15 protein-coding genes and 1 tRNA gene are annotated in these 15,296 nt (G+C 61.7%); 8 read left to right on the top strand and 8 right to left on the bottom strand.

Annotation, left to right across the window (positions count from 1 at the left end; translation table 11 throughout):
* Nucleotides 1-93: 93 nt before the first annotated feature.
* Nucleotides 94-1,074 (top strand): arsenic resistance protein, encoded by a 981-nt coding sequence (locus N005_RS04645; RefSeq protein WP_047699843.1) that lies wholly within the window; start codon nt 94-96, stop codon nt 1,072-1,074.
* 198 nt (nt 1,075-1,272) lie between these two features.
* On the opposite strand, the gene N005_RS04640 is transcribed toward N005_RS04645, so the two are convergent.
* The 5 genes from N005_RS04640 to panM all read right to left on the bottom strand — a co-directional run bounded on the left by N005_RS04640 (nt 1,273) and on the right by panM (nt 5,501).
* Nucleotides 1,273-1,348: transfer RNA gene (locus tag N005_RS04640), tRNA-Phe, on the bottom strand.
* A 102-nt stretch (nt 1,349-1,450) separates the two neighbouring features.
* Entirely contained in the window at nt 1,451-1,723 is a 273-nt protein-coding gene (locus tag N005_RS04635) for an oxidative damage protection protein (RefSeq protein ID WP_047699841.1), read from the bottom strand.
* Nucleotides 1,720-2,787: an A/G-specific adenine glycosylase gene (gene mutY / locus N005_RS04630; RefSeq protein ID WP_047699840.1), complete on the bottom strand. Its 1,068-nt coding sequence runs from the start codon at nt 2,785-2,787 to the stop codon at nt 1,720-1,722. The genes N005_RS04635 and mutY overlap by 4 nt, the downstream gene beginning before the upstream one ends.
* Nucleotides 2,784-5,009: an AsmA family protein gene (locus tag N005_RS04625; protein ID WP_047699838.1), complete on the bottom strand. Its 2,226-nt coding sequence runs from the start codon at nt 5,007-5,009 to the stop codon at nt 2,784-2,786. Before N005_RS04625 ends, mutY begins: the two co-directional genes overlap by 4 nt.
* A 93-nt stretch (nt 5,010-5,102) precedes the next feature.
* Nucleotides 5,103-5,501, bottom strand: a complete 399-nt coding sequence (panM, locus tag N005_RS04620) for an aspartate 1-decarboxylase autocleavage activator PanM (RefSeq protein WP_047699836.1) — start codon at nt 5,499-5,501, stop codon at nt 5,103-5,105.
* A gap of 261 nt (nt 5,502-5,762) precedes the next feature.
* Between panM and N005_RS04615 the strand changes: the two genes are divergently transcribed.
* From N005_RS04615 to N005_RS04585, 7 genes are all read left to right on the top strand, one after another.
* Complete coding sequence (locus N005_RS04615) at nt 5,763-7,424, top strand: OFA family MFS transporter (RefSeq protein WP_047699834.1); 1,662 nt, start codon at nt 5,763-5,765, stop codon at nt 7,422-7,424.
* A gap of 270 nt (nt 7,425-7,694) precedes the next feature.
* Nucleotides 7,695-8,288 carry an imidazoleglycerol-phosphate dehydratase HisB gene (hisB, locus tag N005_RS04610; protein WP_024778052.1) on the top strand — a complete coding sequence of 198 codons (594 nt, stop codon included), beginning with the start codon at nt 7,695-7,697 and terminating at the stop codon, nt 8,286-8,288.
* Nucleotides 8,288-8,926, top strand: a complete 639-nt coding sequence (hisH, locus tag N005_RS04605) for an imidazole glycerol phosphate synthase subunit HisH (RefSeq protein ID WP_047699832.1) — start codon at nt 8,288-8,290, stop codon at nt 8,924-8,926. Before hisB ends, hisH begins: the two co-directional genes overlap by 1 nt.
* The gene (locus N005_RS04600; RefSeq protein ID WP_047699830.1) at nt 8,926-9,183 is read left to right on the top strand and encodes a DUF2164 domain-containing protein; all 258 of its coding nucleotides are present in this window, start codon (nt 8,926-8,928) and stop codon (nt 9,181-9,183) included. Before hisH ends, N005_RS04600 begins: the two co-directional genes overlap by 1 nt.
* A 93-nt stretch (nt 9,184-9,276) precedes the next feature.
* The gene (gene hisA, locus N005_RS04595; RefSeq protein ID WP_047699828.1) at nt 9,277-10,014 is read left to right on the top strand and encodes a 1-(5-phosphoribosyl)-5-[(5-phosphoribosylamino)methylideneamino]imidazole-4-carboxamide isomerase; all 738 of its coding nucleotides are present in this window, start codon (nt 9,277-9,279) and stop codon (nt 10,012-10,014) included.
* 9 nt (nt 10,015-10,023) lie between these two features.
* Nucleotides 10,024-10,794: an imidazole glycerol phosphate synthase subunit HisF gene (gene hisF / locus N005_RS04590; RefSeq protein ID WP_024778056.1), complete on the top strand. Its 771-nt coding sequence runs from the start codon at nt 10,024-10,026 to the stop codon at nt 10,792-10,794.
* A 63-nt stretch (nt 10,795-10,857) separates the two neighbouring features.
* Entirely contained in the window at nt 10,858-11,604 is a 747-nt protein-coding gene (locus tag N005_RS04585) for a substrate-binding periplasmic protein (protein WP_047699826.1), read from the top strand.
* 48 nt (nt 11,605-11,652) lie between these two features.
* On the opposite strand, the gene N005_RS04580 is transcribed toward N005_RS04585, so the two are convergent.
* Genes N005_RS04580 through N005_RS04570 form a run of 3 tightly spaced genes read right to left on the bottom strand, consistent with a single transcriptional unit; the run spans nt 11,653 to nt 15,084 of the window.
* Nucleotides 11,653-12,435, bottom strand: a complete 783-nt coding sequence (locus N005_RS04580; protein ID WP_047699824.1) for a divergent polysaccharide deacetylase family protein — start codon at nt 12,433-12,435, stop codon at nt 11,653-11,655.
* Nucleotide 12,436: 1 nt separating this feature from the next.
* Nucleotides 12,437-13,759, bottom strand: coding sequence for a S41 family peptidase (locus N005_RS04575; protein WP_047699823.1), 1,323 nt, complete (start codon nt 13,757-13,759; stop codon nt 12,437-12,439).
* A 32-nt stretch (nt 13,760-13,791) separates the two neighbouring features.
* The gene (locus tag N005_RS04570; RefSeq protein WP_047699821.1) at nt 13,792-15,084 is read right to left on the bottom strand and encodes a murein hydrolase activator EnvC family protein; all 1,293 of its coding nucleotides are present in this window, start codon (nt 15,082-15,084) and stop codon (nt 13,792-13,794) included.
* Nucleotides 15,085-15,296 lie beyond the last annotated feature (212 nt).

Here is a 15,296-nt window from a genome sequence, read left to right as displayed (position 1 = left end):
GTGGGTACGGGTCGGGGTGAGGTAAGATGCGGGCACTTTGAATCCGGGTTCAGGTTGCCAGCCGAAGAAACTCACGAGTCATAAGGACATAGTTTGAACAAAGAGCGGTTGGAACGGCACCAGATTTCGATCTACTTCGGTGCTGTCATCGTCGCGGCCATCGCCGGCCTTGTCGCGCCTGCTGCTTCCCAGGCCCTGAGTGCGCTGGTGACTCCCGTCATCGCGGTGCTCATGTACGCCATGTTTCTGCAGATCCCGTTTCTCGATCTGCGCAAAGGGCTCGGCAACAGGCGCTTCATGCTGGCCCTTCTGGTGGCAAACTTCCTCGTCATTCCGTTGCTGGTCTGGGCGCTGACCAGGGGACTCACCCATCACCCGGCGATCCTTGTCGGCGCCCTACTGGTTCTGCTCACGCCGTGCATCGATTACGTCGTGGTATTCACTCATATCGGCAAGGGTGATTCCAAACTGACTCTGGCAGCCACACCGGTACTGCTGCTTCTGCAACTTGTGCTGTTACCCCTGTACCTGGCCTTTATGTTCAGTGGCGATTCAGCTGGTGTGATCTCTATCGGCCCATTCGTCGAGGCCTTTGTGGTGCTGATTGTTTTGCCGATGGTGCTGGCGATAGCCACCGTTGCCGGGATAAAGAAATCCCCTTTCATAGAAAGGTGGCACAACGCCTGGGCCTGGATGCCCGTTCCCGTCATGGCCGCTGTCTTGGTCGTGGTAATCGCTTCGCAGATCGAATGGGTTGTTAGGGATGTGGATAAGTTACTGCCGGTCATCCCCGTTTATGTCGGCTTCATGTTCCTGGCACCGCTGCTGGGGGCCTGGGTGGCCCGGCTTTTCAAGTTGCCCGCGACAACGGCCAGATCGGTGGCGTTCAGCAGTGCCACACGTAATTCACTGGTGGTGCTCCCCCTGGCGCTGGCCCTGCCGGAAGAGATCAGAGGGCTTGCAGCGGCTGCGGTCATCACTCAGACCCTGGTGGAACTGGTCAGTGAATTGATCTACATCCGCGCGATTCCCGCCCTGGTTTGGCCTGGGAGACAGATTCCTTCCGGACGTTGATCTGCTACCCCTGTCGCCAGGGTTTTGGAAAGATACTGGTCAGATTGAGCAGTCTCTGAAGAGACGAGCACGCGCGGCGAAACATGAAATCCCTTGCGTCGCTCACATGGTCAGGCTTCTGCCATCAGACTGTTTCGCTGATAAAACACCAGGCAATAAAAAACCCCGATCAATTTCTTGATCGGGGTTTTCGGTATTTGGTGCCCAGAGACGGAATCGAACCGCCGACACGGGGATTTTCAATCCCCTGCTCTACCGACTGAGCTATCTGGGCAACGGGGCGCATTAAACGGGTTTTTCAGGGGGGCGTCAAGCAAGTTTTCAAAAAATATTTAATTATTACCGTCGCTTACGATTCGCCCTCGGTCCGGACAGCTTATTCGGACGGCGGCACGTAGCCTTCGGCCTTGGCGTATTCTTCGCCGGAAAAGAACTTCGCCATTTCGCCCTGGAGGTATTTTCGGTCGTCGGCGTTCATCATGTTCAGGCGTTTTTCGTTGATCAGCAGGGTCTGGTGTTTCTGCCAGTCGCCCCAGGCCTTGGCCGAGACGTTGTCGTAGATGTCTTGGCCGATGGAGCCTGGGAAGGGGGGCCGTTCCAGGGCGGGCAGTTCTTCTTTGTATTTACGGCACATGATGGTGCGGGTCATGACAGCTCTCCTGCGTTCAATACGGCGGCCGCGCGCTCGAGCAAGGTTTTGACCGGGGCGGCGAGGCCCAGGCGCGGTGGGGTGGCGAGGTTATACCAGAGCCAGTCGGCCTCGACCACGTGATGGCCGTTTTCTCGGACCTGGACCAGCCAGGGTTCGATTGCCAACTGGAAGTGGCTGAAGGTGTGTACCAGGCCGGGCATTTCCTGCTGCTTGCCCAGCTCCAGGGCGTGTTGCACGGCCAGGTGCTGCAGGTCGTCGAGGTCGTCGAGTTCCGGCAGGCTCCACAATCCGCCCCACAGGCCGGCGGAAGGGCGACGATAAAGCAGGATGGCGCCTTCACGGTTGGCCAGCATCGGCATCAACGTGCGTTTCTTGGGGACTTCCTTGCGTGGCTTGGGGATCGGGTAGCGGGTTTCCAGGCCCAGCATGTGGGCTTCGCAACCTGACTTGAGAGGGCAGAGCAGGCAGCTGGGCTTGCTGCGGGTGCAGAGCGTAGCGCCCAGGTCCATCATCGCCTGGGTATAGGCGTTGACCCGATCCTGGGGGGTGAAGCGCTCGGCGGTGGCCCACAACTGCTTGGCGACCTTGGGTTCGCCTGGGTAGCCTTCCTGGGCCGTAAAGCGCGCCAGCACCCGCTTGACGTTGCCATCGAGGATTGGCGCCCGCAGGCCCATGCTGATGCTGGCGATGGCACCGGCAGTAGACAGGCCGATCCCCGGCAGTTCGGTGAGTTTTTCCACGTCCCGGGGGAATTCGCCGCCGTACTGGTCGACGACGATCTTCGCGGTCTTTTGCAAGTTGCGCGCGCGGGTGTAATAGCCCAGGCCGGTCCACAGGTGCAGCACTTCGTCTTCCGGCGCGGCGGCCAGGGCTTCGACGGTCGGCAGTGAGGCCATGAAGCGGTCGAAGTAATTGAGCACGGTGCTGACCTGGGTCTGCTGCAGCATGATCTCGGAGACCCACACCCGGTACGGGGTAATGCCTTGTTGCCACGGCAAGTCGTGACGCCCGTGGCGGTCGAACCAGTCCAGCACCGCGGAGGAAAACTGCTCGGCTCTCATCGCTTGAACAACCCCTTGAGCGCGTCCTTCAACTCGGGGCTGACCTTGTCGCCGAGCTTCTCGTCGATCTTGTCGCCGAGACGGTCGCCGGCCAGTTTTGCCGCGACCTTGCCCAGCCCGTCATTGTCCAGGCGGCACGCCTTGGCGCCGAGCTCCAGCGGGCCACGGCAGCGCAGCGGCCATTCGACATCGACGTAGCGTTCGTTGACCTGGCAGGCCGGGTCGGGCATGTCGCTCTTGTCACCTTCGACGATGACGCCGACGCGGTAATCCATGCCAAGGACGCGCAGGTCGATGTCACCGTTGCCGTTGACGGTCATGCCGGGGATGCGGACTTTCAGGTCCGGGTTACTGGCCACGCCGTTGTGGAAGGTCAGGTTGCCGTCGAGTTGCTGGAACGGCGTGTCCTTGCCCCGAGGTTCGCCGCTGAGGCTCTTGCGGTTCAGCAGGGCGATACCCTTGCACAGTTGCTGTTCGAGGTTGGCGTTGAGCAGCACGCCGTCGTTGATGACGAATCCGGCGTTACCGTTGAGGCTCTCGATCAAGGCTTTCTGGCTGTTGCCGCTGGCAGTCACGGCACTGTTGAGCGTCACCAGCCCTTTGACCGGCGGATTCTTGCCCTGGCTCTCGATGATTTTCTCGGCCGGTACCCGGTTGATCCGGGTTTGCAGGCTCAGCTGTGGCGTGGGCTGGCGTACATCCAGCGTGCCCTTGGCTTCGAAGTTACCGTTGAACAGATCGCCCCGCAGGTTCTCCAGGGTCAGCAGGCCGCCCTGGCCGATGGCTTTGAGGGCCGCATCCTGGATCGGCAGCTTGTCGAGGGTCAGTTGGCCGAAAGTCAGGTCGGCATCGAGGTCCAGTTTGCTCAGGCGCTCCACCGGAAAGAGCCGGTCGTTGCTCCAGGCGCCCTGGGTCGGGGCGTTCGGCAATGGCGTGGTGCCGGCGCCGGCCATGGCGCTGGCCTCGGTGTTGCTGACTTCCTCCTCGCGGGCGGCCTTGGCGCTGTTGGTCTCGGCGGACTTTGGCGGCAGGTAGCGATCAACGTTGAACGTGTCGGCCTTGAGCTGCGCGCGCAGGGACTGCCTGGCGAAGTCTTCCACGGCGATACGGCCGCTGAAGCTGCTGTCGTCGACCTTCAGATTGATATTGTTGAATTCGACGCTGGTGGGTGTACCGGCGATGCGGCTGACCAGTTCGACCTTGGTCAGGCTGCCTTCGCCCATGGCCGGCAGTTTCTGGCCGATGCTGTCGACGAAGTTGGCCAGGTCGAATTGGGCGATCGATACGCCGCCGTTCAACTGCGGGGTCTTGTCGAGGTCGTTGACCTTCAGCTCGCCCAGGGCGCGCAACTGGTTCAGGGACAGTTTGATACCGGTCCATTCGGCAACGTTCGCGGCCCTGTCCAGGAACAGCTGACCCTGGGCATTGAAATTCAGGATCTTGCCCTGTAGTGGATCGCCAGTGACTTCGCCGGACAGCTTCAGGTCTTCGAACTTGTAGCGCTGCAAGGCGCGTTCGAAACGCAGTTCGCCGGTGACCTCGGTCCGCACGCGCACGGCTGGCTGGCTGCTGGACAGGAAGGCGGTCAGCTTGACCGGGATGTTGGTGGAGTCGTGGACCGGACCTGTGCTCAGTTGGATACTTTCGGCGCTGAACTGCTTGCCGGTCTGCTCGTCGGTGTATTCGACCCGGGCGTTGTTCACGGTCAGGCTGTCGATGTCCAGGCGGGTCGGCTGGGCTGGTTTTTCCGCCGGGGTACTGGCGGGCGGAGCAGGTTGCTCGGCCGGTGCCGGCGTGCTCGCTGTGGTGGTGGATGCGGGGGGCTTGCCGATGTCTTCCCAGTTGCCGTGGCCGTTCTTGTCACGGTTGAGGCGCAGGTTCAGGCCTTCGACCCGCACGTCGCTCATCTGTACTTCCCGGCGCAGCAGCGGCATCACCCGCACCGAAAGACCGAGCATCTGCAGGTCGGCAAAAGGTTGTGTCGGGTTGGCCAGCGTAGCGACGCTGGCTTCGTGCAGTTCCAGGCCCAACCATGGGAACAGGCTCCAGCCGATGTCGCCATTGAGGGTCAGCTCAATGTGAGCCTTGTCGCGGGCTATCTGGCGGATCTCTTCCTTATAGTCGTTGGGATCGAAGAGGTGGGTCAGGGCAAAGCCCAAGGCCACAATGATCAGCAACAGCCCGAGAAGTACCAGACCCAGGATTTTGCCGAACGCTTTCATGGGCGAGTCCTTGTAGGTTGAGTTCAGAATTTGGCCTGCGAGTATAACGCCGTGGATTGCTGGTGCGTTGGGGCGATCGTTTTTCCGTGGCGCTCAACCTTCGTCCAGCGCCAACTTCAACTTGGCTGCCAGAGCCTGGGCCATCAGATGTCCGGCAGGGGCCAGTAGCCGCAACTCGGCGCCCTCTTGCCGGGCCATCCGCTGTGCTTCGCCGACCAGTCGCTCTGCTACGCCACGACGACGGGTCAGGCTTCGTACGCACATCTGAGACAAGTGCCAGACGTTCTGGTGCCGTTGCAGGCGTGCGGCGCCGAGCAGTCGATCGTTGAAGCGTGCTGCGATCAATGAGCCATCCTGCAGGTAAGCCTGGATCAACCGAGTGGCATCGCTGAACGGCTCGAGCAGCCAGGGCGGGGCGTCCTGGTAGATCTTGTGCAGGTCCTGCCGATCCTGGCCGGTGGCTTCAATCAGCTGCTCGACGACAATGGGCATGGAAGCTCCTGAAAAATAAATGACTTTCGCCCTACAGAAAGCAAACAGGGGCGCGATAAGACAGATGACATGAAAAAGGTGATGTCACTTTGGTTTTTCTGTCACGAGCAAATGGTAACCTTTACCCGTTCGCCCGTCCTTCTGCGACTTGATGTCACACCGACGGGAAGCTTCACCAGAAAATACAGTCGCGCCTGCGTGCAAATAAGGCTGAGGGTGATGCGTGGCTGGCGGACCATTCTAACAATTGGGGGATACACAATGAGCACGAGCATCACGGCCGGCGGCGTTGCCGACCAGCCTGCGTTCCTCTCCAAGGAACGTATCATCGCCAAGTCCGGTTTCAACCGGTGGCTGGTTCCACCGGCCGCGCTGGCCATTCACCTCTGCATCGGCATGGCCTACGGCTTCTCGGTGTTCTGGTTGCCGCTGTCCAAGGCCTTGGGCATCACCAAGCCGGTGGCTTGCGCACCGGACATGAGCTTCATCTCGCAAGTCTTTTCATCCCAATGCGACTGGCCGATCTCGATGCTCGGCTGGATCTACACCCTGTTCTTCATCTTCCTGGGTTGCTCGGCAGCCATCTGGGGCGGCTGGCTGGAACACGCCGGGCCACGCAAGGCCGGTGTCGTATCGGCCTTGTGCTGGTGCGGTGGCCTGCTGATTTCCGCGCTGGGTATCTATACCCACCAGATCTGGCTGATGTGGGTTGGTTCCGGCGTGATCGGCGGTATCGGCCTGGGGCTGGGCTACATCTCCCCGGTGTCCACCCTGATCAAATGGTTCCCGGACAAGCGCGGCATGGCGACTGGCATGGCGATCATGGGCTTTGGTGGCGGTGCGATGGTCGGTGCTCCGCTGGCCGCAGCGCTGATGAACCATTTCGCTTCGCCGACCGGCGTGGGCGTCTGGCAGAGCTTCCTGGTCATGGCCGCGATCTACTTCGTGTTCATGATCGGTGGTGCCTTGTCGTACCGCGTGCCACCGACCGGCTGGAAGCCTGAAGGCTGGACTCCGGCGCCGAAGAAAGCCGCGAACGCGATGATCACCCATCGCCACGTTCACGTGAACGTTGCCTGGAAAACCCCGCAGTTCCGCCTGGTATGGCTGGTGCTGTGCCTGAACGTATCCGCCGGTATCGGCATCCTGGGCATGGCTTCGCCACTGCTGCAGGAAGTGTTCGGCGGTAAATTGCTCGGCAACGACCTGCCTTTCGGTCAACTGGATGCCACGCAACTGGCCCAGATCGCCGCCATCGCCGCGGGCTTCACCGGTCTGCTGAGCCTGTTCAACATCGGCGGGCGCTTCTTCTGGGCGTCCTTCTCGGATTACCTGGGCCGCAAGAACACCTACTTCGTGTTCTTCGCCCTGGGTGTCGCCCTGTACTCGCTGATCCCGAACCTCGGTCACCTGGGCAGCATCGCGCTGTTCGTGGCGGCGTTCTGCATCATCCTGTCGATGTACGGCGGCGGTTTCGCCACTGTGCCGGCCTACCTGGCGGACCTGTTCGGTACGCAAATGGTCGGCGCGATCCACGGTCGCTTGTTGACTGCCTGGGCTGCGGCCGGCGTGCTGGGTCCGGTGCTGGTGAACTACCTGCGTGAATATCAGCTGAGCATCGGCGTTGAACGCGCCGCGGCCTATGACATCACCCTGTATATCCTTGCAGGCCTGCTGGTGCTGGGCTTCCTGTGCAACCTGATGGTTCGCCCGGTCGCCGACAAATACTTCATGACCGACGCCGAACTGGCCGCCGAACAGGCGCTGGGTCATGACAAGGGCGCCGACAGCACCACTTCCCTGGAGTGGAAAGCCGCACCGGGCACCAAGCTCCTGGCAGTCGCCGCCTGGCTGGTGGTGGGCATTCCGTTGGCGTGGGGTGTGTGGGTGACCCTGCAGAAGACGGCGGTGTTGTTTCACTGATAGTTGAAACAAACGCTGCGTTCCTTGTGGGAGCGAGCCTGCTCGCGATGAGGCAGTGTCAGTCGACATCTTAGTCGGCTGACCCTCTGCTATCGCGAGCAGGCTCGCTCCCACATTGTTTTTTGGGTGTGTCCATTTGCTTGTATGGACATGTCTACCCCAGCGACGCGGCATCCAGCCCGTCAGTCATCTCACCGTTCGTGTTTCTGTTTGTCGCTCGCGCCCCTATAATGGCTGCCTTTTTCGCCCAATGATTTTGCGGAGCTGGTGATGGCCGAACGTAAGGCGTCTGTCGAGCGCGACACTCTGGAAACCCAGATCAAAGCCTCGATCAACCTGGATGGCACCGGAAAGGCCCGGTTTGATATCGGCGTGCCTTTTCTCGAGCACATGCTGGACCAGATCGCCCGTCATGGGCTGATCGACCTGGACATCGTCAGCAAGGGTGACCTGCATATCGACGACCACCACACGGTGGAGGATGTCGGCATCACCCTGGGGCAGGCCTTCACCCAGGCCATCGGCGACAAGAAGGGCATCCGTCGCTACGGCCATGCCTATGTGCCGCTCGATGAAGCGCTGTCGCGGGTGGTCATCGACTTCTCCGGTCGTCCGGGCCTGCAGATGCATGTGCCATACACCCGCGCCACCGTCGGCGGCTTCGACGTCGACCTGTTCCAGGAGTTCTTCCAGGGCTTCGTCAACCACGCCAACGTGACCCTGCACATCGACAACCTGCGCGGGCACAACACCCACCACCAGATCGAAACCGTGTTCAAGGCTTTCGGCCGCGCCTTGCGCATGGCCGTGGAGCTCGATGACCGCATGGCCGGGCAGATGCCTTCCACCAAGGGCGTCCTGTAATGCAGACGGTTGCGGTTATCGACTACGGTATGGGCAACCTGCACTCGGTGGCCAAGGCCCTCGAGCATGTGGGCGCCGGCAAGGTTCTGATCACCAGCGATGCCGACGTGATTCGCGAAGCCGACCGGGTGGTATTCCCTGGTGTCGGTGCGATTCGCGACTGCATGGCCGAGATCCGTCGCCTGGGCTTCGACTCGCTGGTCCACGAAGTCAGCCAGGATCGTCCGTTCCTCGGCATCTGCGTGGGCATGCAGGCTCTGCTCGAGCGCAGCGAAGAGAACAGCGGTGTCGATTGCATCGGCATGTTCCCGGGCCAGGTGAAGTTCTTCGGCAAGGATCTGCATGAAGACGCCGAACACCTGAAAGTCCCGCACATGGGCTGGAACGAAGTGAAGCAGGCGGTGGACCATCCGCTGTGGCACAACATTCCGGACCTGGCGCGCTTCTACTTCGTGCACAGCTACTACATCGCGGCCGGCAACGCGCGGCAGGTGGTGGGCAGCGGTCACTATGGCGTCGATTTCGCCGCAGCCCTGGCCGATGGGTCGCGATTCGCCGTGCAGTTTCACCCCGAGAAGAGCCACACCCATGGCCTGCAATTGCTGCAGAACTTCGCCGCGTGGGACGGCCGCTGGTAATGGCACGCAAGAAACCGCCCATCCTCTCCCTCACGCCCGAGCAGGAGAGTGAGGCGAACCGCAAGATCCAGCGGTTCATGGAGGAGCGTTTCGAACTGGATCTGGGTTCGTTCGAGGCGGCGGAAATTCTTGACCTGTTTACCCGCGAAATTGCTCCGCACTATTACAACAGGGCGATTTTCGACGTGCAGGCGCACCTTAAGGAAAGGTTCGAAAGCATCGAAAGCGACCTGTGGGCACTCGAAAAAAGCAGTTGAAAGCTTCAAGCTTCAAGCTGCAAGAGAGAAACATAAACGCATGCTTGCAGCTTGTGGCTCGCAGCTTGTGGCTCTTTTGACGAAGGAAAAAGCATGCTGATTATCCCCGCTATCGATCTCAAGGACGGCGCTTGCGTACGTCTGCGTCAAGGCCGGATGGAAGACTCCACGGTATTTTCCGATGATCCGGTGAGCATGGCCGCCAAGTGGGTGGAAGGTGGCTGCCGTCGCCTGCATCTGGTTGACCTGAACGGCGCTTTCGAAGGGCAGCCGGTGAACGGTGAAGTGGTTACCGCCATCGCCAGGCGCTACCCGAACCTGCCGATCCAGATCGGTGGTGGCATTCGTTCGCTGGAAACCATCGAGCACTACGTCAAGGCCGGCGTCAGCTATGTGATCATCGGCACCAAGGCCGTCAAGGAGCCCGAGTTCGTTGCCGAAGCCTGCCGCGCTTTCCCGGGCAAGGTCATCGTCGGCCTGGACGCCAAGGACGGTTTCGTCGCCACTGACGGCTGGGCCGAAGTCAGCACCGTGCAGGTGATCGACCTGGCCAGGCGCTTCGAGGCTGACGGCGTGTCTGCCATCGTCTACACCGACATCGCCAAAGACGGCATGATGCAGGGCTGCAACGTCCCGTTCACCGCCGCCCTGGCCGCCGCCACGAAAATCCCGGTCATCGCCTCCGGCGGTATCCACAACCTGGGCGACATCAAGACGCTGCTCGACGCCAAGGCACCCGGCATCATCGGTGCGATCACCGGTCGTGCGATTTATGAAGGCACCCTGGACGTCGCCGAGGCCCAGGCCTTCTGCGATTCCTACACAGGCTGAGGACTCATCATGGCGCTGGCCAAACGCATCATCCCTTGCCTGGACGTGGATAACGGCCGGGTGGTCAAGGGCGTCAAGTTCGAGAACATCCGTGACGCCGGCGACCCGGTGGAAATCGCCCGTCGCTACGACGAGCAGGGCGCGGACGAGATCACCTTCCTGGACATCACGGCCAGCGTCGATGGCCGCGATACCACGCTGCATACCGTAGAGCGCATGGCCAGCCAGGTCTTCATCCCGCTGACCGTGGGCGGTGGCGTGCGTACTGTGCAAGACATCCGCAACCTGCTCAACGCCGGTGCGGACAAGGTGTCGATCAACACTGCGGCCGTGTTCAATCCTGAATTCGTTGGCGAGGCCGCCGAGCGTTTCGGCTCGCAGTGCATTGTCGTGGCGATCGATGCGAAGAAGGTGTCCGGCCCGGGCGAACCTCCGCGCTGGGAAATCTTCACCCACGGCGGCCGTAAGCCCACCGGCCTCGACGCCGTCGAGTGGGCAAAGAAAATGGAAGGCCTGGGCGCCGGTGAGATCCTGTTGACCAGCATGGACCAGGACGGCATGAAGAACGGTTTCGACCTGGGCGTCACCCGCGCCATCAGCGATGCCCTGGGCATCCCGGTGATTGCCTCCGGTGGCGTTGGCAACCTGCAACACCTGGCCGACGGCATTCTCGAAGGCCATGCCAGCGCAGTGCTGGCGGCGAGCATTTTCCACTTTGGCGAATACACCGTGCCGGAAGCGAAGGCCTACATGGCACAGCGCGGTATCTGCGTTCGCTGATCGCTGGACACCATGGCGGGCCCAAGGCACTCTTGGGCACACCATGGATTGCGGTAGCCCGACATGCTCAAACGCCTCGTTCTTGCCCTTGCCGGTGTCACGTTGCTGCTCGCAGGGACCGCCCGCGCCGCCGAGACGTCACTGGTGCTGCTGACGGAAAACTTCCCGCCGTACAACATGGCCAAGAACGGCAAGAACTTCGCCCAGGACGAGAACATCCATGGCATCGCCGTGGACATCGTCCGCGAGATCTTCAAGCGCGCCGACATCACCTACAGCCTGACGCTGCGTTTTCCCTGGGAACGCATCTACAAACTCGCCCTGGAGAATCCCGGCTACGGTGTGTTTGTCATGGCGCGGTTGCCGGAGCGTGAAGCGCTTTTCAAATGGGTCGGCCCTATCGGTCCGGATGACTGGATCATGCTTGCCAGGGCGGACAGCAAGATTGTCCTCGACTCGTTGGAGCAGGCGCGCCAGTACAGGATCGGCGCCTACAAGGGCGATGCGATTGCCGAAACCCTGGGTAAGCAAGGGCTGAATCCAATTGTCGTGCTGCGCGATCAGGACAACGCCAGGAAACTGCTCAACGGTCAAATCGACTTGTGGGCCACTGGCGATCCGGCTGGCCGCTACCTGGCTCGCCAGGAAGGCGTGAACGATCTCAAGACCGTGCTGCGATTCAACAGCGCTGAGTTATACCTGGCGCTGAACAAGGATGTGTCCGACGACGTGGTCGCACGGCTGCAAAAAGCCCTGGATGAGCTGCGCAAAGAGGGTGCGGTGGACGCGATCATGGCGCGGTATCTCTGAGCCGTGCGCTAGCCGGTCTGGCTCCATCGTCGGATCGCCGCGACGCGGTTAACGATAAACCCCATCCTTCCCATGCCCCACCATCGCTCGATTGCTGCGCAGGCTGATCATCGACTTGATGTCGATCCACTCGACACCCTGTGCCTTGAGCCGGGGCAGTTCGCGTTCGAGCACCGCCAGGGTCTGCGGGTAAGGATGACCGATCATCACGGCCGAACCCTGGCGGCGGGCCAGGTCGATGGCGGTCTGGAGTTGATGGGCGATGGCGGCTTCGGTGCGCTCGTCGTCGAGAAAGACATCCCGCGATACGCTGGCGAGGCCGATCTTCTGAGCTTCGGCTGCGGCGACGGTTTGAGCGCTGGTGCGGCTGTCGACGAAGAACTTGTGGCGCTGCTGCAAGTCCGCCATCAGCCATGCCATGGCCTGGGGCTGGGCGGTCATGCGGCTGCCCATGTGGTTGTTGATCCCACTGGTATAGGGCACGGCGGCGAATGCGGCTTCGAGGCGTTTTCCCAGCTCTTCAATCGGTAGCTCGGGATGCCAGGCGAACGGCCCGGTCGCCGGATCCATGGGCATGTGCAGCATGACGATCTTGCCGGCGCGGTGAGCCTCGCGGGCGAATTCGGCGGCATGGGGCGTGTCGGGCATGATCGCGGTGGCGACCGGGCCGGGAAGCGCCAATACCCGGCGATCCCGGGGCAGGTTCTGCCCCAGGTCGTCGATGATCAGGCTCAGGTAGGCCTTGTGCGGTGAAGCCGCAGGTGTGTCGGGCGCTGCAAAAGCAGCGCTCGCCAGGCAGCACAACAGGCCGAGGATGAAACGCCGGCCCATCTCAGCGGCCGGAAGTGATGTTCAATCCTTTGAGCAGGCTCAGGGCCTGGGCCAGTTGGTAGTCGTCATCCTGCGGCATCGGCTTGGCCTTGCCGCCGGAGCCGCTCGGCTTGTCGGCACCGCCGTTGCCATTGCCCAGGTGGCCTTGCAGGTCGGCTTCCTTGAAGTACTCGCTGTCCTGCTCGTTGGTGATCTTGGCCTTGCGCACCTCGATGTCCGGAACGATGCCCTGGGCCTGGATGGAGCGACCGTTGGGCGTGAAATACAGCGCGGTGGTGATCTTCAGGGCGCGGTCGTTGTTCAGTGGCAGCACGGTCTGCACCGAACCCTTGCCGAAACTGGTGGTGCCCATGACGACGCCGCGTTTCTGGTCCTGCAGGGCGCCGGCGACGATTTCCGAGGCCGAGGCGCTGCCACCGTTGATCAACACCACCAGTGGCACGGCTTCGCTCAGGTCGTTGCCGGTGGCCGAGAAACGCAGCTCGGAGTTGGCGATACGGCCCTTGGTGTAGACGATCAGGCCCTTGGTGATGAAGTGATCCACCACTTCCACCGCCGATTGCAGCACGCCGCCGGGGTTGTTGCGCAGGTCCAGGACCAGGCCGTTGAGTTTCTTGCCGTTGTCCTTGCGCAGCTTGGCCAGGGCCTTGGCGACTTCTTCGCCGGTCTTGACCTGGAACTGGGTGATGCGGATGTAGCCGTAGCCCGACTCCAGCAACTGGCTCTTCACACTCTTGACCTGGATGACCGCCCGGGTGAGGGTCACGTCGAACGGCGTGCCGCCATCGCGCACCAGGGTCAGGGTGATCTTCTGGCCGATCTTGCCGCGCATCTTGTCCACGGCTTCGGTCATGCTCTGGCCGCGGGTCGGCTGGCCGTTGATCTTGACGATGAAGTCACCGGCCTGGATCCCGGCCTTGGAGGCAGGCGTATCGTCGATTGGCGAGACCACCTTGATAAAGCCGTCTTCGCTGCCGACCTCGATGCCCAGGCCGCCGAACTCGCCGCTGGTGCTTTCCTGCAATTCGGCAAAGTCTTCCGGCCCCAGGTAGGCCGAGTGTGGGTCGAGGTTGCTGAGCATGCCCTTGATGGCGTTCTCCAGCAGCATCTTGTCATCCACCGGTTCGACGTAGGCGGCCTTGATCCGGTCCATGACTTCGGCGAAGGTGCGCAGTTCGTCCAGCGGTAGCGGGGCCTTGGTGGTCGCGGCCGTAGCGGCAGGTGCTGGTGCCGTTGGTGCCGGGCCGGCGGCAAAAGCCAGGGGCGCACCGATCACGAGGGCGATCGTCAGGGCCAGCGAGGTGAGGCGGGACAAATGCAGCATGTCGAACGAACTCCTTAATTGGATGGGCGCGCTTATCCTTGCGCACGACACCATTGGGCCGGGTCGCTGGGGCGACCCTGCTGACGAATTGCGAAATACAGCGCAGGCGTATCCTGCCCGCCACTGTTGCCGACCGTGGAGATGGACTCACCGGCCTTGACCACATCACCCGCCGACTTGAGCAGCGTCTGGTTGTGGCCGTACAGACTCAGGTAACCGTTGCCGTGATCGAGGATCACCAGCAGGCCGGCGCCGCGCAGCCAGTCGGCGAACACTACCCGCCCGCCGTGCACGGCATGCACCTGGCTGCCGGCGGAGGCGCTGATCATCACGCCGTCCCACTTGGTGCGGGTGTCGTCGCCGCGGGTTTCACCAAAGCGCGCAAGTAATCGACCATTGACCGGCCATGGAAGTTTGCCCCGGGCGGAAGCAAAGGCGCCGCCGAAGGTTTCGCCGTCGCTGGAAACCAGGGCGCCGGGGCTGGATTTCGTCGTTTTGCGCGGGGCGTCGTCCGCGTCCGCATCGGCCTGGGCTTCACGCAAGCGCTTTTTTTCGGCTTCCTGCTGGGCGATCAGCGCTTTCTGCCGCGCTTCCTCTGCCTCTCGCGCCTGGCGGGCCAGGGTTTCCTCGATGGTTTTCAAAACGTTGGCCAGTTCGGCCTGGTCCTGCTCGCGAGCCTTGAGCTTGCTGTCCCGCGCCTTCATATCGTCATTGAGCTTGGCCAGGGCCACCGCGCGTTCCTTGCGTACTTTCTCGAGCTCTTCGCGCTGGGTGTCGAGGCTGCTTTTCTGCACCAACAACTGGGCCTGCTGCAGCTCGATGTCTTTTTCGACATTGGCCAGTTGGCGCAGGGTTTCATTGAATTTCTTGAGTTGTTCCAGGCGTGCCTGGCTCAGATAGTCGTAATAGGTGAGGGTACGGGCGAACTTCTCGGGGTTCTGCTGGTTGAGCAACAACTTGAGGTACTCCTGGCGGCCGCTCTGATAGGCCGCGCGGGCCTGGATGGCGATCAGGTGTTGCTGTTCAGTGCGCGCGCTCTGGAGTTTTTTTTTCTCTCCATCGAGCCGCTGCAGCTCGGATTCGCTTTTCTTCAGCTCTTTTTGCAGGGCATCGACCTGTTTCTCCAGGTTGCCCATCTCGGTCTCGGTGCCGCGCAGGTCTTTCTGCACGCCGGCTTTTTCTTCCTGCAGCTTGCCCAGCAGCTTTTTCAGCTCGGCGATGTCCTGGCGCGTGGCTTCCAACTGTTGTTGGGTTTGCGCGCGCTCGTCAGCGAAGGCCGGTTGGAGCAGGCAGGTCAGAGCGAGGGCTATCAGGACGCGAAGCATAGAGGCGGGCGATACCAGGGAAAGGGACGGCCTAGTATGCCCGCCCCACGCCGCAAAAAAAACGCCCATTTGGGGCTGTGTGATAACTGGGCTGAAATACACCGAAAACCAAGGTGGGAGCGAGCCTGCTGTGGCGAGGGAGCTTGCTCCCGCTGGGCTGCGAGGCAGCCCCCTCGACAATGGATCAGGCCAGAGCCTCGGCGATGGCTGCG

The sequence above is a fragment of the Pseudomonas mediterranea CFBP 5447 genome (assembly GCF_000774145.1).
In the GTDB taxonomy this organism is placed as follows: Bacteria; Pseudomonadota; Gammaproteobacteria; order Pseudomonadales; family Pseudomonadaceae; genus Aquipseudomonas; species Aquipseudomonas mediterranea.
The sequence above is the reverse complement of the archived record's forward strand: the minus strand, read 5'-3'. Positions and strand labels throughout refer to the sequence as shown.

Bases quoted from the DNA above. Each gene is read 5' to 3' on its own strand.
- mutY (WP_047699840.1), bottom strand. From the start codon at position 2,787: ATGAGAGCCGAGCAGTTTTCCTCCGCGGTGCTGGACTGGTTCGACCGC.
- N005_RS04580 (WP_047699824.1), bottom strand. From the start codon at position 12,435: ATGGGCCGGCGTTTCATCCTCGGCCTGTTGTGCTGCCTGGCGAGCGCT.
- N005_RS04570 (WP_047699821.1), bottom strand. From the start codon at position 15,084: ATGCTTCGCGTCCTGATAGCCCTCGCTCTGACCTGCCTGCTCCAACCG.
- N005_RS04585 (WP_047699826.1), top strand. From the start codon at position 10,858: ATGCTCAAACGCCTCGTTCTTGCCCTTGCCGGTGTCACGTTGCTGCTC.
- hisH (WP_047699832.1), top strand. From the start codon at position 8,288: ATGCAGACGGTTGCGGTTATCGACTACGGTATGGGCAACCTGCACTCG.
- N005_RS04625 (WP_047699838.1), bottom strand. From the start codon at position 5,009: ATGAAAGCGTTCGGCAAAATCCTGGGTCTGGTACTTCTCGGGCTGTTG.
- N005_RS04600 (WP_047699830.1), top strand. From the start codon at position 8,926: ATGGCACGCAAGAAACCGCCCATCCTCTCCCTCACGCCCGAGCAGGAG.
- hisF (WP_024778056.1), top strand. From the start codon at position 10,024: ATGGCGCTGGCCAAACGCATCATCCCTTGCCTGGACGTGGATAACGGC.
- N005_RS04575 (WP_047699823.1), bottom strand. From the start codon at position 13,759: ATGCTGCATTTGTCCCGCCTCACCTCGCTGGCCCTGACGATCGCCCTC.
- hisB (WP_024778052.1), top strand. From the start codon at position 7,695: ATGGCCGAACGTAAGGCGTCTGTCGAGCGCGACACTCTGGAAACCCAG.
- hisA (WP_047699828.1), top strand. From the start codon at position 9,277: ATGCTGATTATCCCCGCTATCGATCTCAAGGACGGCGCTTGCGTACGT.
- N005_RS04615 (WP_047699834.1), top strand. From the start codon at position 5,763: ATGAGCACGAGCATCACGGCCGGCGGCGTTGCCGACCAGCCTGCGTTC.
- N005_RS04635 (WP_047699841.1), bottom strand. From the start codon at position 1,723: ATGACCCGCACCATCATGTGCCGTAAATACAAAGAAGAACTGCCCGCC.
- panM (WP_047699836.1), bottom strand. From the start codon at position 5,501: ATGCCCATTGTCGTCGAGCAGCTGATTGAAGCCACCGGCCAGGATCGG.